This is a genomic window from Pseudomonas fildesensis (assembly GCF_001050345.1).
Taxonomy (GTDB): Bacteria; Pseudomonadota; Gammaproteobacteria; order Pseudomonadales; family Pseudomonadaceae; genus Aquipseudomonas; species Aquipseudomonas fildesensis.
In genome coordinates this window covers 127,950-153,820 of the sequence record NZ_LFMW01000001.1, presented here as the reverse complement: position 1 = coordinate 153,820, position 25,871 = coordinate 127,950, and the positions used below count along the sequence as shown (strand labels likewise).

At 60.4% G+C, this 25,871-nt stretch carries 23 protein-coding genes and 9 pseudogenes; 15 read left to right on the top strand and 17 right to left on the bottom strand.

All coding sequences use genetic code 11. The features are described from left to right. The first annotated feature begins 3 nt into the window (after positions 1-3). Positions 4-1,521 carry an ArnT family glycosyltransferase gene (locus tag ACR52_RS00795; RefSeq protein WP_048719404.1) on the top strand — a complete coding sequence of 506 codons (1,518 nt, stop codon included), beginning with the start codon at positions 4-6 and terminating at the stop codon, positions 1,519-1,521. A 23-nt stretch (positions 1,522-1,544) separates the two neighbouring features. On the opposite strand, the gene ACR52_RS00790 is transcribed toward ACR52_RS00795, so the two are convergent. The 4 genes from ACR52_RS00790 to ACR52_RS28910 form a co-directional block, all read right to left on the bottom strand. Beyond that, the gene (locus ACR52_RS00790) at positions 1,545-2,258 is read right to left on the bottom strand and encodes an AAA family ATPase (RefSeq protein WP_048719401.1); all 714 of its coding nucleotides are present in this window, start codon (positions 2,256-2,258) and stop codon (positions 1,545-1,547) included. Continuing rightward, entirely contained in the window at positions 2,258-3,001 is a 744-nt protein-coding gene (locus tag ACR52_RS00785; RefSeq protein ID WP_048719399.1) for a cation-translocating P-type ATPase, read from the bottom strand. Before ACR52_RS00785 ends, ACR52_RS00790 begins: the two co-directional genes overlap by 1 nt. A gap of 504 nt (positions 3,002-3,505) precedes the next feature. Further along, complete coding sequence (locus tag ACR52_RS00780) at positions 3,506-4,441, bottom strand: ATP-binding cassette domain-containing protein (RefSeq protein WP_048719397.1); 936 nt, start codon at positions 4,439-4,441, stop codon at positions 3,506-3,508. 225 nt (positions 4,442-4,666) lie between these two features. Further along, entirely contained in the window at positions 4,667-5,647 is a 981-nt protein-coding gene (locus tag ACR52_RS28910) for a hypothetical protein (protein WP_152687569.1), read from the bottom strand. 152 nt (positions 5,648-5,799) lie between these two features. Between ACR52_RS28910 and ACR52_RS31985 the strand changes: the two are divergent. Beyond that, a pseudogene (locus ACR52_RS31985) lies at positions 5,800-5,886 on the top strand (DUF6124 family protein); the annotation flags it as partial. Here the strand turns inward: ACR52_RS31985 and ACR52_RS00770 are convergent. Then, a pseudogene (locus ACR52_RS00770) lies at positions 5,869-6,288 on the bottom strand (helix-turn-helix domain-containing protein); the annotation flags it as partial. The pseudogenes ACR52_RS31985 and ACR52_RS00770 sit on opposite strands and share 18 nt — an antisense overlap. A gap of 3 nt (positions 6,289-6,291) precedes the next feature. Between ACR52_RS00770 and ACR52_RS31045 the strand changes: the two are divergent. After that, positions 6,292-6,474, top strand: a pseudogene (locus tag ACR52_RS31045) (aldolase/citrate lyase family protein); the annotation flags it as partial. Here ACR52_RS31045 and ACR52_RS31040 read toward each other — a convergent pair. Next, positions 6,475-6,657, bottom strand: a pseudogene (locus ACR52_RS31040) (MarR family transcriptional regulator); the annotation flags it as partial. A gap of 266 nt (positions 6,658-6,923) precedes the next feature. On the opposite strand from ACR52_RS31040, the gene ACR52_RS00765 reads away from it, so the two are divergent. Together ACR52_RS00765 and ACR52_RS00760 are read left to right on the top strand one after the other, a co-directional pair. After that, positions 6,924-8,222: an NAD(P)/FAD-dependent oxidoreductase gene (locus tag ACR52_RS00765; RefSeq protein WP_048719395.1), complete on the top strand. Its 1,299-nt coding sequence runs from the start codon at positions 6,924-6,926 to the stop codon at positions 8,220-8,222. A gap of 31 nt (positions 8,223-8,253) precedes the next feature. Beyond that, positions 8,254-8,619 (top strand): cupin domain-containing protein, encoded by a 366-nt coding sequence (locus ACR52_RS00760; RefSeq protein WP_048719393.1) that lies wholly within the window; start codon positions 8,254-8,256, stop codon positions 8,617-8,619. A gap of 256 nt (positions 8,620-8,875) precedes the next feature. Here the strand turns inward: ACR52_RS00760 and feaR are convergent, their stop codons facing one another. From feaR to ACR52_RS00745, 3 genes and pseudogenes are all read right to left on the bottom strand, one after another. Next, the gene (gene feaR / locus ACR52_RS00755; protein ID WP_048719390.1) at positions 8,876-9,817 is read right to left on the bottom strand and encodes a transcriptional regulator FeaR; all 942 of its coding nucleotides are present in this window, start codon (positions 9,815-9,817) and stop codon (positions 8,876-8,878) included. Between the two features lie 112 nt (positions 9,818-9,929). Beyond that, positions 9,930-10,526 (bottom strand): DUF3156 family protein, encoded by a 597-nt coding sequence (locus tag ACR52_RS00750; RefSeq protein ID WP_048719388.1) that lies wholly within the window; start codon positions 10,524-10,526, stop codon positions 9,930-9,932. Beyond that, positions 10,489-11,382: pseudogene (locus ACR52_RS00745) on the bottom strand (APC family permease); the annotation flags it as partial. The pseudogene ACR52_RS00745 and the gene ACR52_RS00750, both read right to left, overlap by 38 nt. On the opposite strand from ACR52_RS00745, the pseudogene ACR52_RS00740 reads away from it, so the two are divergent. After that, a pseudogene (locus tag ACR52_RS00740) lies at positions 11,375-11,812 on the top strand (hypothetical protein); the annotation flags it as partial. The pseudogenes ACR52_RS00745 and ACR52_RS00740 sit on opposite strands and share 8 nt — an antisense overlap. Before the next feature lie 14 nt (positions 11,813-11,826). Here ACR52_RS00740 and ACR52_RS28970 read toward each other — a convergent pair. Continuing rightward, positions 11,827-12,036: pseudogene (locus ACR52_RS28970) on the bottom strand (flavin reductase family protein); the annotation flags it as partial. After that, positions 12,024-12,572 (bottom strand): annotated as a pseudogene (locus ACR52_RS00735) (p-hydroxyphenylacetate 3-hydroxylase oxygenase component); the annotation flags it as partial. The pseudogenes ACR52_RS00735 and ACR52_RS28970, both read right to left, overlap by 13 nt. A 237-nt stretch (positions 12,573-12,809) precedes the next feature. Here ACR52_RS00735 and ACR52_RS00730 point away from each other — a divergent pair. After that, positions 12,810-14,297, top strand: a complete 1,488-nt coding sequence (locus ACR52_RS00730; RefSeq protein WP_048719386.1) for an aldehyde dehydrogenase family protein — start codon at positions 12,810-12,812, stop codon at positions 14,295-14,297. Positions 14,298-14,514: 217 nt separating this feature from the next. Here ACR52_RS00730 and ACR52_RS00725 read toward each other — a convergent pair whose 3' ends face one another. Continuing rightward, the gene (locus tag ACR52_RS00725) at positions 14,515-14,925 is read right to left on the bottom strand and encodes a RidA family protein (protein ID WP_048719385.1); all 411 of its coding nucleotides are present in this window, start codon (positions 14,923-14,925) and stop codon (positions 14,515-14,517) included. 384 nt (positions 14,926-15,309) lie between these two features. On the opposite strand from ACR52_RS00725, the gene ACR52_RS00720 reads away from it, so the two are divergent. Then, positions 15,310-15,585 (top strand): DUF6124 family protein, encoded by a 276-nt coding sequence (locus ACR52_RS00720; protein WP_048719383.1) that lies wholly within the window; start codon positions 15,310-15,312, stop codon positions 15,583-15,585. Positions 15,586-15,787: 202 nt separating this feature from the next. Here the strand turns inward: ACR52_RS00720 and ACR52_RS31485 are convergent. The 3 genes and pseudogenes from ACR52_RS31485 to ACR52_RS00705 all read right to left on the bottom strand — a co-directional run. Next, positions 15,788-16,108: pseudogene (locus ACR52_RS31485) on the bottom strand (LysR family transcriptional regulator); the annotation flags it as partial. Positions 16,109-16,174: 66 nt separating this feature from the next. Beyond that, the gene (locus tag ACR52_RS00710) at positions 16,175-16,807 is read right to left on the bottom strand and encodes a glutathione S-transferase family protein (protein WP_048719377.1); all 633 of its coding nucleotides are present in this window, start codon (positions 16,805-16,807) and stop codon (positions 16,175-16,177) included. Between the two features lie 105 nt (positions 16,808-16,912). Next, the gene (locus tag ACR52_RS00705; RefSeq protein ID WP_048720460.1) at positions 16,913-17,785 is read right to left on the bottom strand and encodes a LysR family transcriptional regulator; all 873 of its coding nucleotides are present in this window, start codon (positions 17,783-17,785) and stop codon (positions 16,913-16,915) included. 142 nt (positions 17,786-17,927) lie between these two features. On the opposite strand from ACR52_RS00705, the gene ACR52_RS00700 reads away from it, so the two are divergent. From ACR52_RS00700 to ACR52_RS00690, 3 genes are read left to right on the top strand one after another with little or no spacing between them, the layout of a single operon-like run. Further along, positions 17,928-19,280 (top strand): GntP family permease, encoded by a 1,353-nt coding sequence (locus ACR52_RS00700; RefSeq protein WP_048719375.1) that lies wholly within the window; start codon positions 17,928-17,930, stop codon positions 19,278-19,280. Positions 19,281-19,300: 20 nt separating this feature from the next. Continuing rightward, positions 19,301-20,074 carry a glucose 1-dehydrogenase gene (locus ACR52_RS00695; protein WP_048719373.1) on the top strand — a complete coding sequence of 258 codons (774 nt, stop codon included), beginning with the start codon at positions 19,301-19,303 and terminating at the stop codon, positions 20,072-20,074. Between the two features lie 14 nt (positions 20,075-20,088). Next, a complete protein-coding gene (locus ACR52_RS00690) occupies positions 20,089-21,141 on the top strand; it encodes an L-idonate 5-dehydrogenase (RefSeq protein ID WP_048719371.1) in 1,053 nt (350 codons plus the stop codon). A gap of 304 nt (positions 21,142-21,445) precedes the next feature. On the opposite strand, the gene ACR52_RS00685 is transcribed toward ACR52_RS00690, so the two are convergent. After that, a complete protein-coding gene (locus tag ACR52_RS00685; RefSeq protein WP_048719369.1) occupies positions 21,446-22,237 on the bottom strand; it encodes an ABC transporter permease in 792 nt (263 codons plus the stop codon). Then, on the bottom strand, positions 22,234-22,911 hold the full coding sequence (locus ACR52_RS00680; RefSeq protein WP_048719367.1) for an ABC transporter ATP-binding protein: 678 nt from the start codon (positions 22,909-22,911) through the stop codon (positions 22,234-22,236). The genes ACR52_RS00685 and ACR52_RS00680 overlap by 4 nt, the downstream gene beginning before the upstream one ends. A 132-nt stretch (positions 22,912-23,043) precedes the next feature. Between ACR52_RS00680 and ACR52_RS31645 the strand changes: the two genes are divergently transcribed. The 4 genes from ACR52_RS31645 (at position 23,044) to ACR52_RS00665 (ending at position 25,732) form a co-directional block, all read left to right on the top strand. Next, positions 23,044-23,214 carry a hypothetical protein gene (locus ACR52_RS31645; RefSeq protein WP_408003310.1) on the top strand — a complete coding sequence of 57 codons (171 nt, stop codon included), beginning with the start codon at positions 23,044-23,046 and terminating at the stop codon, positions 23,212-23,214. 46 nt (positions 23,215-23,260) lie between these two features. After that, entirely contained in the window at positions 23,261-23,494 is a 234-nt protein-coding gene (locus tag ACR52_RS31640) for an aldo/keto reductase (protein WP_048719365.1), read from the top strand. A 176-nt stretch (positions 23,495-23,670) separates the two neighbouring features. Continuing rightward, positions 23,671-24,876, top strand: coding sequence for a DUF1835 domain-containing protein (locus tag ACR52_RS00670; RefSeq protein ID WP_048719363.1), 1,206 nt, complete (start codon positions 23,671-23,673; stop codon positions 24,874-24,876). 19 nt (positions 24,877-24,895) lie between these two features. Then, positions 24,896-25,732: a 5'-nucleotidase, lipoprotein e(P4) family gene (locus tag ACR52_RS00665; protein WP_048719361.1), complete on the top strand. Its 837-nt coding sequence runs from the start codon at positions 24,896-24,898 to the stop codon at positions 25,730-25,732. Positions 25,733-25,871 lie beyond the last annotated feature (139 nt).

Genomic DNA, 25,871 nt, shown 5'->3' with positions numbered 1-25,871 from the left:
TCCATGACTTTCTGGAAAACCGAACGCGGCGCCCTGCTGCTGTTGCTGGGCGTGTCGGCCCTGCTGCTTCTGCTGGGCCTTGGCAGCCGCGACCTCTGGGGACCGGAAACCCGCTGGGCGAACATCGCCCTGAGCATGCTGCAAAGCGGCGATTACTTCGACCCGTACCTCAAGGGTGCGCCGTACTACGACAAACCCCTGCCCTCTTACTGGCTGATCACCGGCTTCGCCAACCTGATGGGCGGCCTCGGCCCGTGGTCACTGCGCCTGTCGTCGGTAATCGCCGCGTGGCTGAGTATCTGGCTGGTCTACCTGATCGGCGAACGCCTGTTCCGCAAGGGCACCGGCCTGATTGCCGGCTGGATGCTCGCGACTACTTTTTACTTCCTGTTCTGGGCGCGCGTGGCCACGGCGGACGTGCTCACCGTGTGCGGCGTGCTGGCGGCGGTGTGGTGGTACTGGCGCGGGCCGGAAGACACGCGGCTGGGGCGCTACAGCGTGTTTTTCCTGTTGCTGGCGGTCACGTCGCTGTTCAAGGGCCTGATCGGTTTTGTGCTGCCGGGCCTGGTGCTGCTGCCGCACCTGCTCACAGAACACCGCTACAAACGCCACCTCAACCCGCGCCTGTTGCTGGCCGTGCTGATCGCCGCAGCGTTCTACGCCATCCCGTTTGTACTGTCCCATCTCTACGGCGCGCCGACCTATGGTGAAAGCGGACTGGCGCTGGTGTTCCGCGAAAACGTGGTGCGCTTCTTCGACCCGTTCGACCATATGGGCCCGATCTACACCTACCTGATCTACCTGCCCGCCTACACCCTGCCGTGGGCGCCATGCTGGCTACTCGGCCTGTGGTTGGCCGTGCGGCACTGGCGCCAAACCCCGCCGAACGTGCGCTGGCTGGTGTGGGGCCTGGGCCTGCTGTTTGTGTTCTTCACCGCCAGCGGCAGCCGCCGCAGCTACTATGTGCTGCCACTGGTGCCTTTCGCCCAGTTGCTGGCGGCGTGGTGGCTGAGTGAACGGCTCGCGAAAAAACCGGCGAGCTGGCCGCGCTGGCAAAAGGGCTTCGGCCTCGCCGCTGCCCTGATGCTGCTGGTACTGGGCGTGATCTATCCCTGGACCAACGGCAACGGCGGCGTGACCGGCTTCGTCAAAGATGTGCAGGCCGAGGCCGTCAAAAACGCTCCGTGGAATCAATGGCAAATGGTGCTGGTGGAAGTCGACAACAAGCTACCGATGTATCTTCAGAACCACGGCAAACCGTTCTACTACGTCGCCGAAACCCAGGACTTCCCGCGCCAGGGCGACAGCGCCGCCTTCATGGCCTGGCTGGAAAAAACCAGCGGCCAGGGCTTCGATCCGCAGCACACGATCATCATCGCGCAGTTTTCCAAGGATGATCCGGCGCCGTTGGCTTACCTGGGTGCGGATCATCAAGTGATTACGACTCGGCCGGACAATGGCGAGCGGTTGTTTGAGAAGCGTGTGGGGGGCAGCGTGGCGTTTATCCCCTTCAATAAATAACAACGGGTAGCCAGAACCAGACCTCAGCCTTTTGCATGGCTAGCCGCGCGAATAAACGCCTCATCCAAGCTTTTAGCCCCGTAGGCGCTCATGAAGCTCTCTGCGCCAGTAAAGCGATTGAGACGCTGCTGACTCAACATGTAAAAGTCATCACAGTGAGTAACGATCTCATCGACGTTATGCGACGAAACCAGGACGGCAACGCCTTCCGCAACAGCACCCTCCAGACATTTCCAAATGTGGTAACGAAACTCTGGATCCACACCCGCGGTTGGCTCATCCAGTATCACCAGATCGGCGTGAGCGGAAAGCAGTGACAACGTAAAAAACCAACGCTTCTCCCCGTAACTGCACAGGGATGACTTCTTTTTCCAGATTTCACAATATCGCTCAGCGATTCCGGGGCTCCATTTTTCAATTTTCCCCAGCGCATGCTTTTGCGTAACTCTCGTATCAGAGCAAAAAAGCATCATCATATTAAAGACATCAAACATACGAAGCACCGGCGGCGTATTAACGACTTGCGACAAGTACAGCAACGTTGAGAATGAATTGTGAATTTCTCCCCCGTCCATTTTTTTGAGAAGACAAACCACATCAAAAAAAGTCGTTTTTCCAGAACCGTTGGGCCCCAACAAACCCGAGAGGGATCCAGCCTCAATCTTAAACGACGCTTTGTTAAATAAAATACGGTTTGCGTACCTGACATCCAGGGAACTCACAACAAGACGCTTCATCAGTAACGACTCCAAACCGGATTAATCAGCAAGAAGCGATAGGTCATCCACAGTGAGAAAACAAATAACACGCCCACAAACATGACGACCAGCAAGCCGTCAGCCACACCCACTAACATAATCTGATTCGCCCACCACATCGGGTTAAAAAAACTGACCACTTCAAGCACTGGATGAGACGAGCTAATACTGACCACCCCTAACGCCAACATCACGAAGGACACTATGGAAAAAACAGTATTAGCATTTTGAAAACCCATTGGAATGAGTGTCAGCAAAAGCGAGGGAATAGAAAATAGCAGAAAGCAAATATAAAACCTTCCAACGATAGTGGCGAACTCCGAAAACCCCATCACACCAAAATAGAACCGAGTCAAACCATAAAAAGCAGAGCAATAAATGACCGACATGAAAGAGTAGGCCAAAAACTGGCCTGAAAGAAAAATCACTTTTGTACTCCGCGTATATACGAAAGATCGCAAAAAGCCACTCTCCCGTCGCCCCACTATATAAAAAGCCAAGCCAAACAGCGCCACACTCGACGAAACAAATGCATAAAACCACGAGGTGATATCGAGATATTTATAAGACAGTTTGCCCTCGGGCAACTTGGCGTAATTTATCAAATAGAACATAACCACCGGAGATATTACAATCCAAAACAGTGCAACAGGCTCCTTAACCTGCTCCTTAATAAAAAGCGTCGCAAGCACAATCGGCTTAAACAATAGATAGCCATTCATGACTCACCTCATGAAAACGGAACCATTTTATCAGCTCTGGATGAGCGTATCGTCGCGGAAAATATTTAGAGCACTCATTGACCCTACTGATACTCTTTGAGTTATTCATATGTAGAAATAGATCAGGCGAAACACCTTTACTAAAAATACCACTCACACGAACACTTTCGTGAATCACCTATCACCAGGCCACCAAAACAATTTAGTATTTCTGAAAAAATATGCAAATCGCCGGCAACCCTTACGTAGGAAAATCACTTCTTAAGCATAGGAAATTTCACTCAACGAAATCAGACACTCAGGCGTTGCGCAAAACATGAAAACTTACTTCCATCTTTAGAAGACAACACCAACCCTCACACAATTAGCAACTTACAAAGTAAGCTTTTGTAAATAAGAGATCCTCCCATCTCGAAAATGCTGTGTAGGACGTGAAGAATTCTTTCGAACATATGAGTAGTAATCCGATGAGCGGTACTACTTTAGCTATCTAATAAGCCAACTTCAGGTATCTGGATCAGTTCCAGCTTTCCGCTTCACTCCAGACTCCCCCCCATCGACCTGCAACCCCGCCACCCGCTCCCGCACCGCACGCCCTTCAGCCCGATTGCGGATAAACCCCGCCCGGGTAAAGCGCTCAAGAAACGGTACCGGCAGGGCTTTATCAGCGACCAACAAAGGGGTTTGCGAGGTGTCACCAAACAGCGTGTAAGCCACTGTCGGCAGGTGCCGCATATTGAGGTCACGGGTAAGGCGGCCTTCCTGCAAGACGATGGCGCGATTGGTCACCCGTTGCAGGTCGGACATGCGCTCGGAAATGTAGAGGATTGCCACGCCCTTGCTGCGCTGGCTGTCGATCAGCCCCAGCAGGCGCTCGGCGTCGGTTTCAGAGAGGGCTGCGGTGGGTTCGTCGAGGACCAACAGTTTGGGTTGCAGGGCGAATGCCCGAGCCAGTACCAGCAGTTGCCGGTCAGCCTGGCCGAGGCGCTCCACCGGGTGTTGCAACGGCAGGTCCAGGCCCAGGCCGTCGGCGATGGTTTGGGCGCGTTGCAGCAGGTTTTTGCGGTTGAGCAGGAAGTCTGCGTCGGGTTGGCACAACTCGTCGAGTAACAGGTTCTCGGCCACGCTCAACCCCGGCGCAATACCGTCGTCAGGCCGCTGGTGCACCGCGACAATCCCCACCCGTCGCGCCGATAACGGAGAAACAAAACGTTGGCGCGTGCCATCGACCCACAGTTCACCGGTGTCCGGCGCCAGGCTGCCGCCGAGGATCTTCACCAGGGTCGACTTGCCCGCGCCGCTGGCCCCCAGCAATGCCACCCCCTCGCCCGGATAGATATCCAGGCTGACCTGATCCAGCGCTCGCTGGGCGCCAAAGGTCTTGCACAGGTCACACGCGCGGACCAGGGGCTCGGGTGCAGCGGCAACGGGGTTGCTCATGGCTGATCTCTAAGGCGCAACAATGACTCACTACAACGCGCGAGGGCGCTGATTTATTCGGTGTAACAATGAGTTAGGCCACGGATTAGATGCATTACCTTATCAACAATCCAATAGCTGAATCGCATAGCGGCAAGCTTTCGAGTTATAAGCGTTTTGCCAGCAGCTTGCGGAATGCTTTCAGTCCCGCATCGGCGCTTTTCCGCCACCTTGCGTAGAAAGTCCTTATCTTTTGTCGAAGATGGAGTACCCGGCATGAGCAAAATCCGATAGCCGTCGCGCTTCAGAGCCCGGATAGGTGAAATGCTCACGTGTGAGGAAAGCGGGAGGAAGAAAAGGAACGTCTTGCACCCTGCCGTCTATTTTGCCGTCATTGGCCGTTGAACAGGCACCGCCTTGCTGGTCGATGAATGCAAGTACGTGCTCTGCGTTCGCGGCAATATCGGCTCGAACGTCAGCAGGCAAACCGGAGTCTTCCCAATCACCCCCTATGCGCACCTTGAAGGCCGCTAGTTCTCCAGCTACGAATACCTCTTCGAACGCCTTGAACAGAGGGTTCAGCGTAATTTCCTCTACCGGGCGCAGGTCACCCGGCATCCGGCCTTGGGGGGCAGGCTTTTGCCTGATGGCCTTGCGGTCTCCCTCCTGCAAAACTCTATAACCTTGCTCGCCGAATTTTGTGAGGCGGTCTACCTCGGACGGGAAACCCTTGGCGCCCTGCACGTCCAGATGCCCATCCCCTGGGTAACTACCTTTGACCCTACGCAAACTCGGGTCGCGATCAATGTAATTGATCACGCGCGCCAAGCGATACATGGCGTTGGCACGAGACAACGGGTCTGGATTGGCAGAGGTGAAGTCGCCTACTTGTCGCTTCAGATTTTTGATCAGTTTGGTTTGGCGCTCCCGCCTTTGCGGGTTCCAACCAAAGGCTCGCGACATTATTCCACTGCCCAGCATCGGGTTGTCTTTGTAGATCTGTGTCGCTGAACGTCGATCGTCTGCAAGCCTGATTTCCGTACGCGTCGGCAGGCTCGATGCATCGGTCTCACCTCGAGTGGCTGAAAGCGGCGGCAGGCTTGTATTGATGAGACTACCCAGTTCCCTGGCGAGGATGACTTCAGGTTTTTGCTCATCGCAATGACTGCTCTTATGAGCATCGTGAATACAGCTTTGAGGCTGATAGTGTCCATGAGTCAGGGCCATAACCACCTTTTTAACGAAGTTCAACGGCGTCAAACGCAAACGTGGACGCTTGAGGCAAAACGATACCTTGTGTTGGCTATGGCGGCGGGAATGGTTCCGTTGACTGTATGACGGCCCTGTATTCCTTTGGAAAAAACGTTCCGTCATGAGGTCTGGCTGTGTGGCATTTGTTGGAGATTGCCAAGGCCACGATGGATCGCTCTATCGAGTGCCTGAAGCCATTAAAGGCGGCTGCCTGACTGTAGGAGCCGGTACTCCCCCGGCGTCACCTGCGCATAACGAAGAAAAAACCGGCTGAAATACGCCGGGTCCTTGAACCCCAACTGGTAGCAGATTTCATTCGCCGAGTTGCCGGTAAACAGCAGCAGGCGCTTGGCTTCCTGCATCACGCGCTCAAGGATCAGGCGCTTGGACGGCAGGTCGGCTATGCGTCGGCAGACTTCATTGAGCCGCGCCTCGGTCACGCCGATGCCCTCGGCATACCGCGCCAGCGGCCAGTGTTCCAGGTAATGGGCCTCGATCAGCTCGTTGAAGCGATGGAAGATGCGCAGGTCTTCGTGCCGCATCGGGCGTGCGGGCAGTGAGTGAGCGCACAGGCGCAGCAGGCGGATCATGATCAGGCGCGTGAGGCTGTCCAGAGCGGCGGCGAACACGCGCCCTATCACCTGCAAGGCATGCTCGCGTAATTGCAGGTCGTGGCACCCTACCCCAGCCAGCCGCAGATTCGACCGGTGATCGGCGACACGGCGCTGATCAAGCAACTGCTGGATATCGGTGCCCAGACGCTGCTGGTGCCGGTGGTAGAAAGCGCCTCCCAGGCCCGCGAGCCGGCGCACCATGCCGGCCGCTTCCATGCGCACCAGCACGCCGGTCATGCTCGGCTTGAGGATGCAGGCCAGTTCCGCCAGTTGGTAAATCTCCAGCTCACCGTAACGCTCCAGGATGCGGATGATCCGCCATTGCTGTTCGGTCAGGCCGTGTTCATTCGGGGACGGGCGGAAAACACTCATGGCTGCTTCGCGGGATCGCAGCAGGGTCGGGGTCAGGGATTACCGGGGTTTGAGCATAGGAATCAGGGTCACGACGTATTTAGTTAGTAATTTAACGAAGCTCTGGCATTACCCGCCAACGCGCGCGCTATGACTTCTCTGTCGTGCCTGCCGCATGGCGCCCTGAATCAAAAGCCAGGGCACGCAGGATCAAGACTTCCATCCCGCCAGGGCCCCTAATGGAGGCATCCGCTTTAGAGCCTTCCTTCACTTTTTCAGGCTGCGCCATGATCAATATCGAAACCCCCACGTATTACACCGCCACCAAGAAATACAACCTCAGCTTCCCCACCCTGGAGCAGGATATCGACGCTGACGTCGTGGTGATTGGCGGCGGTTTCTCCGGTATCAACACGGCCCTGGAACTGGCGGAAAAAGGCATCACCAATATCGTCGTACTGGAAGCGCGTTACCTGGGATTCGGCGGCACCGGGCGCAACGGTGGGCAGATCATGGCGGGCATCGGCCATGACCTGGAGAAGATCAAGAAGGACGTGGGCGAAGACGGCCTGCGCCAGGTCTTCGAGATCAGCGACCTGGGCGCCGACATCATCAAGAGCCGGATTGCCAAGTACAACATCGACGCGGATTTCTGCCACGGCTACGGCTACATGGGCTTCAACGCGCGCCAGGAAAAAACCCTGCGTGCCTGGGAAAAGGACTTCAAGTCGATCAACACCCAGCACGAAATCCGCTTTCTCGGCGGCTCAGACGTGCAGCAGATCATCGGCTCCAAGGCCTACACCAGCGCCCTGCTGCACATGGGCGGCGGGCATGTGCACTCGCTGAACCTGCTGCTGGGCGAAGCCACCGCCCTGGCCAGCCACGGCGTGCGGATTTTCGAGAACAGCCCGGCCCTGGAAGTCAGCTACGGCGAGCGCATCACCGTGCGCACCGGCCGTGGTTCGGTGCGCGCCAGCAAGTTGCTGTGGGCCTGCGACAGTTTCCTCAACAAGCTGGAACCGGAGCTGCATCGCTCGACCATCAACACCTACGCATTCCAGATGATGACCGAGCCGCTGTCCGACGAACTGATCCAGCGCATCAGCCCGATTCGCGGGGCCTACAGCGACATTCGCCCGGTGATCGACTACTACCGCGTCACCCATGAAAACCGCCTGCTGTTCGGCGCCGCGACGCCCTTGGTGGAGCATATTCCCGGCGACCTGAAAGCCTGGAACCGCAACCTCATGCTGAAGATTTTCCCCTACCTCAAGGACGTCAAAATCGACCTGGCCTGGGGCGGCCCGATGGCCTGCAGCCCTAACCTGTTCCCGCAGATAGGCACGTTGCCGGGACGCAGCAATGCGTTTTTCGTGCAGGGTTATTCAGGCTTTGGCGTGACCCCAAGCCACATCATCTGCAAGGTCCTGGCCGAAGGCATGAGCGAAGGCTCGGCGCGCTATGACCTGGTCAGCTCGATCCATCGCCCGAGCATCATCGGCAAGGACGCGATCCGCCCCTTGCTACTGACGGCGGGTAAATCCTGGCACCAACTTTCCGGTTATTGGAACGGGCGCCGTTAACCCCCTTTTTTACTCATCAGGAGCATCTGCCATGACCCTCACTACGCTCAAGCACAACATCCAGCTGTCGGAACTCGACGCCTGGGGCACCGTAGCCGACCTCGGGTCGGAGATCCTCGAAGGCGAGGTCCGTGCCTTCGGCAAGATGACCTTCGGCGCACCGACCGACGCAGTGAGCAGCGCTTACTTCGGCACCACCCAGGGCAAATTCCGCATGGTCTACCCGTTCACCGAACAGGCCACGGTGGTCACCGGCGAAGTGCTGCTGACCGACGAGTCCACCGGCCAGTCCACGCGCTACAAGGTCGGCGACAGCTGGTTCGTGACCAAGGGCACACCGGTGCTGTGGGAAGTGCTCAGCGAGAGTTTCGTCAAACATTACTTCGCTGTCGTGTAAGGGAGGCGCTGCCATGACGAGTTGCTCCGACAGGATCACCGTAGGCGCCCTCGCCGACTGATTCGCCCCGCAAGCTTTCATCTGGCCGGCCTGGCGGGCTACATCACCGCGCAGACCCTCCTGATGGACGATGGGTCTACCCTCCCAAAAATCTGAAAGCTAACCAGTTTTATCAGATATAAACCGATACCAATGTGGGAGGGGGCTTGCTCCCTCCCACTTTGGATCTAGATCTGCTTCGTTTTGAAGACCCTGTTTATGCCCCCACCGCCAGCAAGCGGCTCGACCGGAAGTCCTTGGGCGACACTTCAAATTGCTTCTTGAACGACCGGCTGAAATGCGCCGAATCGGTGAAGCCCCATTTGTAGGCAATCGACGTAATCGACTCGCTGCGCAAAAACGGGTTGGTCAAATCATCCGCACTGCGTTTGAGCCGTGCGCGCTGAATGTAGCGGCAGACGCTGTCATCCTGCTCCTCGAACAACCGGTACAAATGCCGCACCGAAATATTCAGCCGATTGGCCAGGCCGATCGGACTCAAGCCCGGCTGGCTGAGCGATTCATCAATGACTTTCTGTACATAGCTGCGCAGGTTATTGCCCTGCAACGACGCAGCGCCCTCGCGGCACTCGTCGCCCTGCTCCAGGGCCGAGCCCAGCAGCGAGACAAACGCCGATTGCAGCGCTTCGACCTCGCCCGCGCCGTCCGCCGTGTCGTCCTTACACAGTTGGTCCATCAGCACATGCAGCATGCGCCCGCAGGCTTTGGTTAATGAGATCTTGCCGAAGGCACGCGCCTCACTACCCAGGTGCTTGCACACGTCAAGCCGCGAGAGCGACAGCGAGGCGTGTTCAATGAGGCCGAAGGGGGTGATTTCGATGGAGCCCACCGAATCCATCAGCAGCATTTCTCCCGGGGCGAGTTGCAGGGTCTGGCCGTTCTGGATGATCTGCGAATAGCCGCTGCGCTGGCTGATCAGGAAACAGTCCTGGTCGTTGTCGTGGTCGGCACGGTGCGCCGGGCGTTTGATCAGGCCTGCATTGGTGCGCAGTATGGCCACACCGCGCGGCAAGTTGCTGATCTCGCCAATGAACAGTGAGCGGTGGAAGGCCAGTTCCGTATCGAAGTGACCGCACGCGGCGCGCAGCTCGTGGTTCCAGCTGTCCAGCCCGTCGTGTGCAAGCTGTTGAAGGCTCATGGGGTGTCTCCGCAATGGCTTCTTTATTGTTGTTCTCGGGCAATAGTTAACATGTTATCTATATGCGCGCAACAATTACCTTTTGCCATTGCAATAGCACTAATGATGCCAATCAAAGGTTCGACAGCACCCGTTGCAAGCCCACCAGCGCCGTCAACAGATGGCTGCGCTGCGCAGGGCTCAGGGCGATGTAACGCCGAAACGCCGGCAAACGATTGACCACCTCGCTGCCCCCCATATGTTCCAGGCGCACGCACCATTGCTGGCCTTGCAGCTCGATGCGCAGGCGCTTGAAATCCCGCGGCATCAGCGCTTGAAACAGCGCCGCGTCCGCCAACAAACACGCCTGCAGTTCACGCGCCAGCGCCTGGTTGCCGGAACGCCGTCGTACACGAAGTCCACTGCGCCGAACCGCGCCGCCATGGTGCACCTCGAAGCGCCCCGTGCCCCCTGTAGAAGCAGGCACACGCAGCACAAATTCGGTCATCACCAGGTGCATCAACAGTTGGGATTCGGTGCGCTCGACAATCTCCAGCGCCACATCGCCCACACCCACTTGCGCGTGCGTCGCTGACAGCCGCTCGAAACTCGCCAGCCCAAGATTGCGTCGCAAGTGTTCCAGGGTCACCCCCGGCCGATACCCCGCCGGGGCGCGATCGGCGCGAAACAGCTCAAACAGTTTTTGCCGCAAAGTCGCGATAACCATCATCTGCATGCCCCGGTTGATGACTGAATTCCTTGGCCAGCACCTCCTCCACGGAGGCCGGCTTGAAGGGGTTTACCTTCTGCACCACCAGGGTCCAGAACAACGCATACGCCGCCGTCGCCCCGAGCATCACGCCAAACGGCACGTAGATGTCGGCAGGGTTCATGCCCGGCGGGGTGATAAACCACATACCCAGCAGGATACCGATGCTCGACACGATCTGCGGCAGCGCAAACCACGGCGAACGGTAGGCCCGTGGCAGATCCGGCCGGCGGATGCGCAAAATCACCACCGACAGCGTCACCAGCAGGTAGGCAAAGCTCCACGCACACACCGCCGCCAGCACCAGGTGCATGATGTTGTCGGTATTGCCGCCCAGATACAGCGCGTGCAGGCAGGGAATCAGCATCGCCACCAGGATGCACAGCAGCGGCGTCTTGAAGCGTGGGTGCAGGTAGGTGAACACCTTGGGCAACGCCCCATCCACGGCCATGCCGTAGAGAATCCGTGGCACGCCGGCCATCAGCGTGTTGATGGTCGCCGCACCGGCAAACAGAAAGCCAATGCCCAGCCACAGCGGGCCGATCTGCCCCATCACCTGCTCGGCGAATTTGGGGATGGCCATGGGCGTGTCCAGCAGGTGTACGCCCGAGGCGGCGTCGAGCACTACGTTTTCCACCTGGCGCTTCATCGCCGCGCCGTAGATGAACATGCACGTCGCCACGCCCACCAGCCCGAGCATCATCGCGCGCGGCATCACCTTGGCCGATTGGCGCAGGTCTGGCGCCAGCGGCGTGACGAACTCGCAGCCGACAAACATGAACATCGCCATGCCCACCAGCGACAGCACGGCGATCAGCAAGGATGGCGTCGACCTGTCGTTCGGCCGGCAGGTCATCACGTTGGGCGACGGTTTCATCATCAACGACGACGGCCCCAACCTGGGCAACGGCATCGGCGACGGTGAGTTCAATCGCGGCGGCGCCTATTACATCGCCGCGCGTCACGCCTTCGACAAGACCGCCGTGATCCGCCTAGGCGGCAAGGACGGCAAGGACGGCGTGCATGGCAGCCTGATGTGGATCAAGTCCGACAACCCCGCCCAGGCCATGACCGAAATGGCCGCCGGCAGCCTGGAATACAGCGCCGCGCCGGGCACCCTGGGGCTGACGTATATTCACGGAATCGACGTGGATGAGCGCTTCGCCATCGACGTGCAACGCCAGCGCAAAGGCATGAACCTGTACAGCGTGCGCGGCGCGGGTAATGCCGGTATCGACAACGCGCACGGACGCAGCGCCTGAACCTCTGCATAAGCGCCTTGATGATAAAGCAGCGGCGCGCGGACGAAGTCATCGAAGGCCACCACCTTGCCGATCATGATCCAGTGGTCGCCGCCGTCCACCTGCTGATTTTTCTCGCAGTGAAACCGCGCCGAGCAATCGGCAAACACCGGTGAGCCGCCCTCCCCCGGTTCGTATTCGATCAGCGCGAAGCGGTCTTCACGCGGGCGGCGAACCAGTCGTCACGGATCTGGTAGTCGCTGCGCGGCAGCACGGCGAAGCAGTAATCCTGGGTGCCTTCGGCGTTCTGGCGACGGCAGCCGACAATAGCCCACTCGCCATGGTCACAGCCGCTGCTCCAGCCCATTTCACCGCTGAAGTGCACACCGCCCTCGCCCTCGGTGACCCGCCCGAACGGTGCAATACTGCTGCTGGCAGTGGCGTTCGGGTTCTGCCCCCAGATTTCCTGCTGCAATCGGGCCGAGAACAGCGCCAACTGATGGCTGTGGGTGCACAGTAAACTCATGGCCCAGGCGGTGCTGGCGCAACTGCCGGCGAGCAAGGCGATGCAGTCGGCAAACTCGGGCAGCGACAGCTCCAGGCCACCAAAGCCCTTGGGTTGAAAGGCACGGTGCAGGCCGATGCTTTTGAGCAGCGCGATGTTTTCATCCGGCACCTGGCGCAGCTGTTCAGCACGCGCGGCATTCGCGGCGATGGCGGGTAGGAGGGGCTTGAGGTCTTCGAGGAGCGGGTTTGGCTTTTTCATGGACGGCCCTGCTTATTTTTGGAAGTCCGGCAGGCGCTCAGAATCGAGCAACGGCGATGGATGCAGCGCCAGTATCAAACGCGTTGCCAACGCATAAAATGCACGGTCCACAGGCTAGGTTGTACTTTTCATAAGCCACGGCAGGCACAGGCATAAAACCTGGCAGGCACAGTCAAGCCACCTCACGACACGTTGGTTACCCTCGGCTTTTCCTTTTTGAACTGCCAGGAACCTGCCATGAGCGATATCCCGCTGTTGCCTCAAGTCGAAGCCTTTCTGCGTCGGCGCCATGGGCTGTTTATCGACGGCGTCAATGTGCACAGCCACTCAGGCCAGAGCCTTGCCGTGACCAACCCCGCCACCGGCCAGGTCATCGCCCAGGTTGCCGATGCAAACCTGGCCGATATCGATGCGGCGGTGACGTCGGCCAACCGGGGCTTTCAGCTGTGGTCCGAAGCCGCACCCGCCACGCGCGGCAATGTGCTGCTGAAACTGGCGGACCTGCTGGAGCGCAACCGCGAGGAACTGGCGCAGATCGAAACCTGCCAGTCGGGCAAGATCATCCAGATTTCCCGCGCCTTCGAAGTCGACCAGGCCGCGCACTTCCTGCGTTACTACGCCGGCTGGGCCACCAAAATCAGCGGCCAGACCCTCACCCCATCACTGCCTTCCTTCAATGGCGAACGCTACACCGCCTTCACCCTGCGCGAACCGGTGGGCGTGGTGGTGGGCATCGTGCCGTGGAATTTCTCGACCATGATCGCCATCTGGAAACTCGCCTCGGCGCTGGTGACCGGCTGCAGCATCATCATCAAACCCAGCGAATTCACGCCGCTGACGATTTTGCGCATCGCCGAACTCGCCATCGAAGCCGGGTTGCCGGCCGGCGTGCTCAACGTGCTGACCGGCGGCGGCCACGTCGGCAAAGGCCTGGTAGAACACCCCGGCACGCACAAAGTGTCGTTCACCGGCTCGGTGCCCACCGGCATCGCCGTCGGCCGCAGTGCCATGGGCGCCGGCCTCACCCGTGCAACCCTGGAACTGGGCGGCAAGAACGCCGCCGGCTTCCTGCGCGACATGGACGTGGACAAGGCGGTGGAAGGCATCATCGAAGCGGGCTTTTTGCACTCCGGGCAAATCTGCGCGGCGGCTGAACGTTTTTACGTGCACCGCTCACAGATCGACGCCGTGCTGGAGAAACTCAAGCTGCGCCTCAGCCGCCTGACCATCGGCTCGCCCCTGGATGAGCGTACCGAATTTGGCCCGGTGACCCACCACCAACACCAGATGAAGCTACTCGGTTACTTCGCCCAGGCCCGCGCTGAAAACAACACGATCATCCACGGCGGCAAGCTCATCGACCGCCCCGGCTGCTACGTCGAACCCACCGTGATCCTCGCCAACAGCCCCACCGACACCCTGCTCAACGAAGAAACCTTCGGCCCCATCGCCACCTTCCTGCCCTACGACAGCGAAGACGAACTGGTCGCTCTGATGAACAACGGCCCCTACGGCCTCAGCGCCAGCCTGTGGACCAACGACCTGGGCAAGGCCCTGCGCATGATCCCCGCGATCAACGCCGGCACGCTGTGGATCAACATGCATACCTTGCTGGACCCGGCGGTGCCATTTGGAGGGAATCGGTCTTCGGGGGTTGGGCGGGAGTTTGGCAGTGCGTTTATTGAGGATTACACGGAGCTTAAGTCGGTGATGATTCGGTACTGAGGCGCACGGGCAGCCCCGCATGGCCAGCGGGCTTCCTGTGGCGAGCGGGCTTGCCCCGCGTTGGGCTGCGGAGCAGCACCAATAGGACCGCCGCGGTGTTCCTGATAGACCGTCTCGCCTGGTTTGGGGCTGCTACGCAGCCCAACGCGGGGCAAGCCCGCTCGCCACAGGAAGCCGCAGGTAGTCGTATCCACAGGTAGCCAGGTAGCCACAAGAATCAATCCTGCCCCAGTGGAATCACCGCCTCCGCCTCGATCTCAATCAACCACTCCGGCAATGACAGCCCGCTGACGATAATCCATGAAGACGCTGGCGGATTGTGCGGAAAGCGCTGACGCAGGGCCTGGGCAATCAGCTCCTGCTGATCACGAGCAGACTCGACGATGTACAACCGCAGCATGATCACATGGGACAGATCACCTGTGACCTCGGCCAGAACCTTTTCGATGTTGTCCAAAGCCATGGCGGTCTGCTCGGCGATAGCTTGGCCGACGGTACGTTCGTCGGCATCCACACCCACCTGACCGGAAAGCAGGATACGCCTGCCTTCACACACTTCCACGGCCTGGCTGAAGCCGTATTGCAGGGAGTTGAACACCGTTGAGGGGTTGATGACCTTTCGTTGCATGACGAGTCCTTGTTGTCGGTAGGAAAACAAGGCTACCCCAAAGACTTTTTTCAATCTGACGGTTCAACATCCCGCAACATTTAGGCTGTGGAACACACCACACCCGTAGGACCGCTCTTACGCAACTTTCGGGTTGCGTCCGATCACCCTCACCGCTAACCTTCGCGGGTCGCTGCCAATTCAGCGACCGGGTGTGGTAGCCCGGTTCTTTCATAGATCCCAAAACGCTCAAGGGCGTTTTTTTGTGCGGGCTGCTTTGTGGCGGCTGTGCATGGGAGGCTTCGGCCTGCCGGGTTTCTATGACCGGTCTACCACCCCGTGTACAGTCGCCTCCTGACTTCGTGTGGTAGCGAAATGGAGGTGCTCATTCATAGGAGCTTCGCCATGAAAAAAATCACGCCCAATCCTCCGCCATCCGCCCCGGATGACAACCTGCAACCCCCTCCCACTGTAATCTTCACCGTCCGTCCCGGCCTCAGCACTGAAACTGCCTTGAGCAATGCCAGCGAGATGCTCGAATCAGCGACTGTCTGCGCGTACGACTGCTCCGAACACCTGGATGGCCAAAACCGTAAACACGTGCTGGCGGTGGTGCAGATGATCGAGATTGCGCAGTTGCTGGTGGATGAGGCGCTGAACCGGGAATGCCCGGTGGCTTGATCAAGAACGAAAATCCAACAAACAACGCAGAACCCTGTAGGGGTTGTCGGACTTTAGCGAGGCTGCGATGGGGCTGTGTCAGACGGTAAATTCGTCGACTGACAGGACGCCATCGCAGCCTCGCTAAAGCTCGACAGCTCCCACATTCGACCTGCTGCGTCTTGGAGATTGTGCATCACTGCTATCATCCAGCCACTACTCACGAATTGCGGCCTTCACGATAAACCACGTGCACCGGCACCGGCGGCAGCTCATCAGCGTGCAACACGCGACGCAATTGGCCGGTCACCAGGTGTTCGTGAACCGGATAGCTCAGGCAGCGGACAAGCCCGGCGCCGTGCACAGCGGCATTGATCGCGCCTTGCACCGTGGCGCAGCTCAGGCGTGCACGGGCCAGCAACTGCGTGCCGATGCGTTGTTCCATGGCGGCGATGGCACGGGTCACGCTGGGCGGGGAAGTGTTCAAGCGACGCGCAGCGGCGGCGAAGCCCTCCTCCTCGGCCACCGCCACGAACACCTGCATTTCATGAAATCGGTCCATCGGCGTTCCCTCTACGACTACTTGTTGCCACTTGTGGCGAGGGGTACATCACGCCGATTGCAGCCCTGCCGCCGTACGCGGCATACCGACAAAACCCGGCAATGCTTCGATACTGGCCAGCCAGGCGCGCACTTTAGGGTAGTCGGCCAGCGATACATTGCCTTCCGGCGCATGGGCCACGTAGGTGTAGAACGCGATATCGGCGATGGTCGGCTGCTCGGCGGCGAGGAAGCGGCTTTGGCCCAATTGCTGCTCCACCAGACTCAGCAAGGCATGAGAGCGGTTGATGGCGGTCACAGTGTCGACGTCAGCACCAAACACAACGGCCAGTCGTGCGGTCGCGGGCCCGGCGTGAAGTTGCCCGGCGGCAGCCGAGAGCCAGCGCTGCACGCGCGCCTGGCCGAGCGGGTCGCTTGGCAGCCATTGGCCTTTGCCGTATTGGCTCGCCAGGTAGACCAGAATCGCATTGGAGTCGGCCAGTACGGTGCCGTTGTCATCAATCGCCGGCACCTGGCCGAAGGGGTTAATCGCACTCAAGAACTCAGGTGCCTTGTGTGCGCCTTGCTTGAGGTCAACCAGGATAAATTCACTGGGCAGCCCCAGCAGAGAGAGCATCAGCTCGACCCTGTGGGAGTGGCCGGACAGCGGAAAACCATAAAGCTTGATCGCAGGCTGGGACATGAAAGGCTCCAAAAGAGTGGGTATCGACGCCAGGCATGTTCCTGCGCTGCCTTAACCGATGGAATGACCAGGATTTACAATCCAGCATTTCACCGGATGAAACAATCAATCGGCAAACAATTCCACGATCAGGTTGAACAAGGTGGTCTTCACCGCACTGTCCAACTCGGTCCAGGCCAACCCGGTGGTGGCCTGGAACGCCCCCAGTTCCAGATGCCGCGACACGCAATTGGCAGGCAACGCCCGCGCCGCCTGGAGCGGTAACACCCCAACGCCCAAGCCGGCGGACACCAGCGCGAGCATGGTGGTGAACTCGCCCAACTCGGAGGCGATCTCCAGGGGCATGCCCACGGCCTGGATAAATTCGTCGTAGAAGCCCGGCGCGTAACGCCGCGCGAGGATGTACACCGGCACCTGGAGCAAATCGGCGGGGTGAATCGACTCCTGTGCGGCCAACGGATGATCCATCGGCAGCGCCACACAAAAATGCTCGCGCAACACAGCGCGGGTCTGCACACCGGGATGAGCGGCCGGCAGGCGCATCAGGCCAAAATCCAGCTGGCCGTTCTTCAGCGCAGCGGCTTGATCGGGGCCGGGCATGTCCTTGAGTTCAAGCTCGATACGCGGGTAACGCTGGTGCACCGCACGGATCAACTCCGGCAACAGTTGCGGCAACACTGACGACACGAACCCCAGGCGCACCCGGCCAATTTCGCCCCGGTTGGACGCCCGCGCCGCATCGGCTGCACGGGCCGCCTGATGCAAAGTGGCCTGGGCTTCGGGCAGAAAGACCCGGCCAGCTTCGGTCAGCGTCACCGAGTGGCGATTGCGGTCGAGCAGGCGCACGCCCAGGCCGCTTTCCAGCAATTTGATCTGCATGCTCAGCGCCGGTTGCACAATCGACAACTGCGCCGCCGCCCGGCCGAAATGCAGCTCTTGGGCGAGTACCACAAAGGCGCGCAAGTGTTTGAGTTCCATCAAGCCTCCCTGGTTATCACGAACATTGATCACCCAATCATAAATGAACATTGGACGCTGGCACGCCGCTGCGGTGAAGTAACCCTGCGTCATACACGATATGACAGGGTTTGGCCTATAACAATGAGAACAAGGAGGCACCATGCTTGGCATGGCTAACGACACTTATCTGCTGCTCGATGCGCTGGTCACAATTATCGGATTGATATTGTTGATCACCCACCTCAAGGTCCACCCCTTCGTCGCCCTGACCGTCGCCGCCGGCTTTCTCGGGCTAACGTCGGGCATGCCGGTGGACAAAGTGATGAAGGCGTTCCAGGACGGCTTTGGCGGCGTACTGGGGTTTGTCGGCATCATCCTCGGCCTGGGCACCATGCTCGGCAAGTTGATGGCCGACTCCGGCGGCGCCGACCAGATCGCCCGCACGCTGATCCGCGCATTCGGTAAAAAACGTGTGCACTGGGCGATGATGTTTTCCGCGTTCCTGGTGGGCATTCCGCTGTTTTTTGAAATCGGCTTTGTGCTGCTGATTCCGCTGGTGTTCATCGTCGCGCGGCGCACCGGGTTGTCGCTGATCAAGGTCGGCATGCCGCTGCTCGCCGGCTTGTCGGTGGTGCACGGCCTGGTGCCGCCACATCCGGGGCCGCTGTTGGCCATCGGTATTTTTGGCGCCGACATCGGCAAGACGATTTTCTACGGGTTGATCGTTGGCCTGCCGACGGCGGTGATCGCCGGTCCCCTGTTCGGCAACCTGATCTCGCGCTACGTACCGGGTACCCCGTCGCCGGAGCTGATGGAGCAGCTTGCAAAAGAATCATCCGGCGAAAACCTGCCGGGCTTTGGCATCACTGTCACCACCATCCTGTTGCCGGTGGTGCTGATGCTGCTCAAAACCTTCGCCGATGTGGCCTTCGCCGTCGACAGCACGTTCCGCGTATGGATGGATTTTATCGGCCACCCCATCACCGCGCTGCTCGCGGCCTTGCTGCTGGCGTTCTATACCTTTGGGGCGGCCCGGGGTTTCTCGCGCGAGCAGTTGAGCAAGATGCTCGATTCCAGCTTGGCACCGACCGCCGCCATCGTGCTGATCGTCGGCGCCGGTGGGGGTTTCAAGCAGATGCTGGTGGCCAGCGGCGTGGGTGATGTGATCGGGCACATGGCAGTGCGTGCCGAAATTTCGCCGATCCTGTTGGCCTGGCTGGTGGCAGCGGTGATTCGCGTGGCCACCGGTTCAGCAACCGTGGCGACGATTACCGGCGCCGGGATTGTCGCGCCGGTGATCGGCCTGATGCCCGGCGTCAACCGTGAGCTGCTGGTGCTCGCCACCGGCGCCGGTTCGCTGGTGTTGTCCCATGTGAACGACGCCGGTTTCTGGCTGGTAAAACAGTACTTCAACATGACCGTCGTCGAGACTTTCAAGACCTGGACGCTGATGGAGACCGTGCTCTCCTTCGCCGCCCTGGGGTTCATCATGCTGCTGTCGTTGGTAGTGTGAAGCGTTAGGAGAGGTATCCCATGCAAAGCGTTTTAGACAACTTCCGCCTCGATGGCCGGCTCGCGCTGGTCACCGGTTCCAGCGCCGGCATCGGCCTGGCGATTGCCCGTGGCCTGGCCCAGGCCGGCGCGCGGGTGGTGCTCAACGGGCGCAACCACAGCACCTTGCGCGATGCGGCCGCGATGTTGACCCTGGAAGGCCTGGAGGTGCACACCCAGGCGTTTGACGTGACCGACAGCGCGGCGATCCAGGCCGCCGTCGCCGATATCGAAGCGCGCCTGGGGCCACTGGAGATCCTGGTCAACAACGCGGGCATGCAACGGCGCGGGCCGCTGGAAGACTACAGCGAGCAGCACTGGCGCGAGCTGATGAGCACCAACCTCGACAGCGCATTCCTGGTGGGCCAGGCCGTGGCGCGGGTAATGATCCCGCGCAAGCGTGGGCGCATCATCAATATCTGCTCGGTGCAAAGTGAGCTGGGCCGCCCCGGCATCGCGCCGTATGCGGCGAGCAAGGGCGCGTTGAAAATGCTCACCAAGGGCATGGCCATCGACTGGGGCCCGCACGGGCTGACGGTCAACGGCATCGGTCCCGGCTATTTCAAGACGGAGCTGAACGCCAACCTGGTGGCCAACCCCGAGTTCAGCGACTGGCTGGTGCAACGCACGCCGAGCCGGCGCTGGGGCGACGTGGCCGAGTTGGCCGGCGCCGCCGTGTTCCTCGCCAGCGACGCCGCGAGCTTCGTCAACGGCCATATCCTCTACGTCGACGGTGGCATCACCGCGTCGCTGTAACCCTGGAGAACCTTATGCACGCTATCGTCTGCCATGCCTCGAAAGATTTGCGGGTCGATCCCCAGGACGAACCGCAACCCCTCGCCCCCGACCAACTGCGCGTGCGCATCGCCCGAGGTGGGATCTGTGGCTCGGATTTGCACTACTACCAGCACGGCGGCTTCGGCACCGTGCGCCTGCGCGAGCCGATGGTGCTCGGCCATGAAGTGTCGGCGGTGATCGATGCCGTGGGCAGCGAGGCCGGGTTGTTCAAGGTCGGCCAGCGCATTTCGGTGTCGCCGTCACGCCCGTGCGGCGGCTGCCGTTACTGTCATCAAGGCCTGCCGAATCACTGCCTGAACATGCGCTTCTACGGCAGCGCGATGCCCTTCCCGCATATCCAGGGCGCGTTTCGCCAAAGCCTGGTGATCGAGACGCATCAGGCGCACCTTTTGGCTGATAGCGTCAGCCTCGCCGAAGGTGCGCTGGCCGAGCCGCTGTCCGTTGGTTTGCATGCGATCCAGCGCGCCGGCGCGGTGTTCGGCAAGCGTGTACTGGTGACCGGCTGCGGCCCGATCGGCAACCTGCTGATCGGCAGTTTGCGCGCCGCCGGTGCGGGTGAAATCGTTGCGGTGGACCTGTCCGCCAGCGCCCTCGCCTGCGCGGAAAAAATGGGCGCCACGCGCACCCACAACCTCACCGACGGCGCCGATGCGCTCAAGCGCTATACCGCCGAGAAAGGCTACTTTGACGTAATGTTTGAAGTCTCCGGCAGCGCCCAGGCCCTGCGCAATGGCCTGGACTGCATCGCCCCGCGCGGCGTGCTGGTGACGGTGGGGTTGGGCGGTGATGTGTCGCTGCCGTTGAACCTGCTGGTGAGTCGCGAGATCGATCTGCGTGGCACCTTCCGCTTCCACAGCGAGTTTGCCCAAGCGGTGGATTTGCTCAATCGCCGGATCATCGACGTGCGGCCGGTGATTTCTCATACCGTACCGTTCGAGCAAGCCGTGCAGGCGTTCGAGTTGGCAGCGGACAAAAGCCAGGCGATGAAGGTGGTGCTGGATTTCGGTGTGGCGGATAACACTTAACCCCGGCGAGCTGGTTTTTTAGTGGCAAACGGGCTTTCTGTGGCAACGAGGCTTGTTGTGGCGAGCGGGCTTCCTGTGGCGAGCGGGCTTGCCCCGCGTTGGGCTGCGAAGCGGCCCCAATAAGACAGCCGCGGTGTTCCTGATAAATCGCATCGCCTGGTTTGGGGCCGCTTCGCAGCCCAACGCGGGGCAAGCCCGCTCGCCACAACAAGCCAGTTCACCACAACAAGCCCGCTCCCCACAGGAAGCCCGTTTGCCACAACAACCCCGCTTGCCACAGGAAGCCAGCCCGCAACATGGGCGTTTAGCGCTCTTCCAAGCGATCCCGCAAAAACCGGTGACTCGTGGAAAACAACCGCCGGTACGTCAGCAACACCGCGCCCACCGTGCCCAACGCCGACGACGCCGCAATCAAAAACATAATCACGATCTGATACCGCACCGCGTCCACCGGGCTCTCCCCCGCCAGCACCTGGCCAGTCATCATGCCCGGCAGGCTGACGATGCCTACCACCGTCATCTGGTTCAGCGTCGGGATCATCCCGGCGCGCACCGCCTGGCGGATCGCTTCCTGCGCAGCCTCCCAGCGTGTACCGCCGAGGGCGAGGATCATCTCGATGGTGTTGCGCCCCGAGGTCAATTCCTGGGTCATGCGCTCGATACCCAGGGACACGCCGGTGAGGGTGTTGCCGAGGATCATCCCCAAAATCGGGATCGCATATTGCGGTTCGTACCACGGGTGGATGCGGATCACCGCAAACAAGCCCACCGCCGTGACCAGCCACGAACTACCCCACACCGATACGATGCTGTCGAGCCGCTGCCCACGGTAGGTGCGCCGCCCACGCCCCGCCGCCGACAGGCCAGCGATCAGGGTCATCGCACACATCAACGGCAGCACAACGTACCAATAGGCAAACTCGAACACCCAGCCCAGCAGGTAACCAATCGCCAGCAATTGCACCACGGTGCGCACGGCCGCCCACAGCAACTGGCGCTCCAGGCCAAGGCGCAACAGCAGCGACAGCGCACCATTGATCAGGATCAGCGAGGCGGCGATGCCCATGTCCAGCGCGGTAAGGTTTTGATAATTCATGGCTGGGCCGCTCCGCTCAACACGCCGGCACTCATCTGCAAGTGGATGTCGCTCATGCGTCGGGCCTGGTCGAGGTCGTGAGACACCCAGACATAGGCGCGGGCGTTATCGCCGGCAAACCAGGCGTTGATCAGCGCTTCGACGTCACGGGATGAGGTGGGGTCGAGGGCAGCAGTGGGTTCGTCTAGCAACAGCACTTCGGGGTTCAGTTGCAAGGTTCGGATCAGCGAGACCACCTGAGACTCACCGCCCGACAGGTCACCGGCGTTTTTGGCCAGGAAGTCGGGCGACTTGCCGGCGTGCCCCAGCAGCGAGGTGACCGCCGCCAGATCGAAACTCCGTTTACGCAGGGTCTTGAGGCTGAAGGGGAAACGCAGGTTGTCCTGCACCGTGCCGTCGATCAGCGCCGGGCGCTGGGACAGGTAGCTGATGTGGCTGCGATAGTGGGGAATCTGTGCGTTGGCGATCGGCTGGTTGTTCCACAGGATCTGCCCCGAGGTGGGCGCATCCAGCAAGGCCAGCGCGCGCAGGAACACGCTTTTGCCGGAGCCGGACGAGCCGGTGATCGACACGCGGTCGGCGCGGTTCAGGGTGAAGTCCGTGGGCTGGAGCAATAGCGTCTGACGACGCTCGTCCTTGCGCGTGAGGGCGCGGGTTTCGATCAGTGCGCTCATGAACGCTAGGTTCCTCTTTATCCTGTTGGGCGCAATGGTGAAGCAGGCGCGCCGACTTTTCCTATAAAAAATTCAAACTATCGCCCGCCCTGCGGCCCAGAACTTTACGTTCAACGTTAAGCCGGAGGCGACATGCACTACCGACAACTGGGCCATTCGGGCCTGCTGGTATCCGAAATCATCCTGGCGACCAAGGGTCGCAGCCCCGTGGACAAAAATCCGAACAACGCCGGCTCGTTGCGCCACCACCTGATTCGCGCCTGCGAGGCCAGCTTGAACCGGCTCGACCCGTCACGGGCATAGACACCCGGCCAATACCCGCCAGGGCAGCGGCTGGCCCGAACCCTACGTGCACGATCAGGAGCGCGCGCTCGACATCATCGAAACACTCGCCGCCGTGGGTGAGGAACACGGAGTCTCGGTGGCACGCACCTGCCTGGCATGGCTCAAGGACCGTCCTGGGATTACTTCGCTGATCGTCGGTGCCAGGACCGAAGCGCACTTGCGTGACAACCTGGCTCGCGATGCTCAGCTGTTTCTATACGGTGGCCTGGGCCAAAGGCATCAAGACCCACTGGACTGATCGCAGGCTGGACAGCCAAGGCTGATTTGCAATCCCTCACCACACTGCCTATATTTCCCGCCTGGCGCTCTCTACGCCACCTTCCGCGGAAAGGGCTGCGCCCAGGACATTCAAGCTCTACCTCATTTCTACGACTCCCAACCTTGAAGCGGAAAAGGTTTGTGCAAGGAGATCGTATGTCGCAACGCCCCCTATCCTCGACCACTGATGGCCGACTCAACCTTGAGCAGCAGCGCAAGCGCGCCAAGGAACTGTTGCCGCGCCTGAAAACCGAAAATCCCACCGCAACCTTGTCCCAAGCCCAATGGCAGATCGCTAAACAATTGGGCTTCAGCAGCTGGCCCAAACTCAAGGCCCATGTCGACGCCCTCGACTTCGCCGCCCGTCATCCAGGCTTCGAAGCGAGCGATGAAGCCCGTACCACCCACTGGCGCTGCGGCAATGACATTGCCCACAGCCTGCAGGTGGCAGGGTTCAAGGGGCAGTTCCAGATGCTTTCCGACCCGCTCTGTATGGGCCCGGTTCGCGACCTGCCTACCGAAGACTTTCGCGCCCTGCGCAGCGCGTTCATCAGCCAGGCCTTTGCCCTGAACGAAGCCGACGCCGCATGCCGCCTCAGCGATGAATACGACCGGCTTGAAGACCTGGCCAACGCCGATCACAGCGTGCTGTGGTGCGAGGCGGATGCCTATGACCAACTGTTCCTGATCCGCGCGCTGGCAGGTCTTGAGCGTGCGCCGGGCAAGATGGAGCTGATCGAAGTTGATCGCATTCCTGGCGTCGAGCGCTTTATCGGCATTGGCCAGTTGGCCCCCGATGTACTTGCCTGGTTATGGCCGCAGCGACGGTTGATTGATGACGACGCGGTGCAACTGGCCAAACAGGCGTGGTCGGCCTATTGCGACAGCTCACCGCTCAAATGGGCGGAACTGGCCCATGGCACGCACCCGGCACTGCCCTTCCTGGCGCCGGCTTTACTGCGTCAGTTGCAGGAGTTGCCCGGCATTCACGATGGCCTGTCGCTGACCGAACGCCTTTCCCTGGCCTACATTGCCGAGGCAGGGCCAGTGCCGTTCGGTAGAGTGTTCGCCGAGCTGATCAGCCGGCGCGAGCCGCTGCCGTTCCTGGGGGACATGATGTTCCACGCGCTGCTGCGGTCGTTGATTGACGGCGAGCAGCCGTTGCTGACGCAAACCGAGGCGCATCTGGAATGGCCTCGGCGGGTGCTGTCGCTGACGGCGTTGGGGCATGACGTGCTGAACTGCAACACGTATTGGCTGGACCACGCCAGCCAGGAGCGCTGGGTCGGTGGTGTTGGCCTGCGGCCCGGCCAACCCCATTGGACACTTGATGAAAACCTGTCGCCTGTATGGCGACCTTAACCCCCCTTGAGACCTTGCCATGCGTAACCTGATTCTCACCGGCGCTTGCCTGCTGTCCACCGCCCTGGTGGGCTGCCAGCAAACCCCGCCGGCCAACGACCAACTCGACGCCGTGCTCTGGACCCAGACCTCCATCGAACACGAGTTGATCTACCGCCAGCAATTCGCCAATGCCACTCGCCAGCTCGACGTGGCCCTGGCCGACCCGAGTTGGGACGCCCTGCCCTTTCCCCCGCGCAACCTGAGCGGCCTGCCGCCGGCCGTGGTCGTCGACATCGACGAAACCCTGCTGGACAACGTGCCCCTCAACGCCCGCGACATCATCAACAACCAGGTGTATTCCTACGACCGCTGGAACACTTGGGTCGACCAGGCCAAGGCCCAGGCACTGCCCGGCGCCGTGGCCTTCCTGCATGCGGCCCAGCAAAAAGGCGTCAAGGTCTATTACCTCACCAACCGCGAGCACAGCCAGGTCGCGGCCACTGTCGCCAACCTGCGCTTGCGCGGTTTTCCGGTAGAAAGCGACGAACAAGTGCTGGCCGCCAGTACCCCCACTGGCCACTGCGAAAGCGCCGGCTACGGCAAGAACTGCCGCCGCCAATGGGTCGCCAACCACGCTCGCGTGCTGTTGATGGCCGGTGACTCGCTGGGGGATTTCGTGCAGGCCGAACACAACACCCTCGCTGCACAGCGCAAAGCGGTCGAGCCCTATGTGGGATGGCTGGGCCAGCGCTGGTTCCTGCTGCCCAACCCGAGTTATGGCAACTGGTACAGCGCCCCCTACGCGGATGATGAAAAGTTGCCGTTTGCCCGCAAGCGCCAGCTCAAGCAACAGGCGCTGCAGTTGCAGGAGTAGCACCACCTACTGCACGCACGCGCCCAGCGGGTACTCAACCGCGACGCCGCCTGAGGTTGATCTCAGACGCCCGGTTAACCATGTTGGCCGGGCGCAGGCGTGAAACCGTGGGTAACCGGGCATGGCTCCGCGTTAGATA

Coding starts and splice junctions, on each gene's coding strand:
- ACR52_RS00795 (WP_048719404.1), top strand. CDS start 4: ATGACTTTCTGGAAAACCGAACGCGGCGCCCTGCTGCTGTTGCTGGGC.
- ACR52_RS00790 (WP_048719401.1), bottom strand. CDS start 2,258: ATGAAGCGTCTTGTTGTGAGTTCCCTGGATGTCAGGTACGCAAACCGT.
- ACR52_RS00785 (WP_048719399.1), bottom strand. CDS start 3,001: ATGAATGGCTATCTATTGTTTAAGCCGATTGTGCTTGCGACGCTTTTT.
- ACR52_RS00780 (WP_048719397.1), bottom strand. CDS start 4,441: ATGAGCAACCCCGTTGCCGCTGCACCCGAGCCCCTGGTCCGCGCGTGT.
- ACR52_RS28910 (WP_152687569.1), bottom strand. CDS start 5,647: ATGGCCCTGACTCATGGACACTATCAGCCTCAAAGCTGTATTCACGAT.
- ACR52_RS00765 (WP_048719395.1), top strand. CDS start 6,924: ATGATCAATATCGAAACCCCCACGTATTACACCGCCACCAAGAAATAC.
- ACR52_RS00760 (WP_048719393.1), top strand. CDS start 8,254: ATGACCCTCACTACGCTCAAGCACAACATCCAGCTGTCGGAACTCGAC.
- feaR (WP_048719390.1), bottom strand. CDS start 9,817: ATGAGCCTTCAACAGCTTGCACACGACGGGCTGGACAGCTGGAACCAC.
- ACR52_RS00750 (WP_048719388.1), bottom strand. CDS start 10,526: ATGATGGTTATCGCGACTTTGCGGCAAAAACTGTTTGAGCTGTTTCGC.
- ACR52_RS00730 (WP_048719386.1), top strand. CDS start 12,810: ATGAGCGATATCCCGCTGTTGCCTCAAGTCGAAGCCTTTCTGCGTCGG.
- ACR52_RS00725 (WP_048719385.1), bottom strand. CDS start 14,925: ATGCAACGAAAGGTCATCAACCCCTCAACGGTGTTCAACTCCCTGCAA.
- ACR52_RS00720 (WP_048719383.1), top strand. CDS start 15,310: ATGAAAAAAATCACGCCCAATCCTCCGCCATCCGCCCCGGATGACAAC.
- ACR52_RS00710 (WP_048719377.1), bottom strand. CDS start 16,807: ATGTCCCAGCCTGCGATCAAGCTTTATGGTTTTCCGCTGTCCGGCCAC.
- ACR52_RS00705 (WP_048720460.1), bottom strand. CDS start 17,785: ATGGAACTCAAACACTTGCGCGCCTTTGTGGTACTCGCCCAAGAGCTG.
- ACR52_RS00700 (WP_048719375.1), top strand. CDS start 17,928: ATGCTTGGCATGGCTAACGACACTTATCTGCTGCTCGATGCGCTGGTC.
- ACR52_RS00695 (WP_048719373.1), top strand. CDS start 19,301: ATGCAAAGCGTTTTAGACAACTTCCGCCTCGATGGCCGGCTCGCGCTG.
- ACR52_RS00690 (WP_048719371.1), top strand. CDS start 20,089: ATGCACGCTATCGTCTGCCATGCCTCGAAAGATTTGCGGGTCGATCCC.
- ACR52_RS00685 (WP_048719369.1), bottom strand. CDS start 22,237: ATGAATTATCAAAACCTTACCGCGCTGGACATGGGCATCGCCGCCTCG.
- ACR52_RS00680 (WP_048719367.1), bottom strand. CDS start 22,911: ATGAGCGCACTGATCGAAACCCGCGCCCTCACGCGCAAGGACGAGCGT.
- ACR52_RS31645 (WP_408003310.1), top strand. CDS start 23,044: ATGCACTACCGACAACTGGGCCATTCGGGCCTGCTGGTATCCGAAATC.
- ACR52_RS00670 (WP_048719363.1), top strand. CDS start 23,671: ATGTCGCAACGCCCCCTATCCTCGACCACTGATGGCCGACTCAACCTT.
- ACR52_RS00665 (WP_048719361.1), top strand. CDS start 24,896: ATGCGTAACCTGATTCTCACCGGCGCTTGCCTGCTGTCCACCGCCCTG.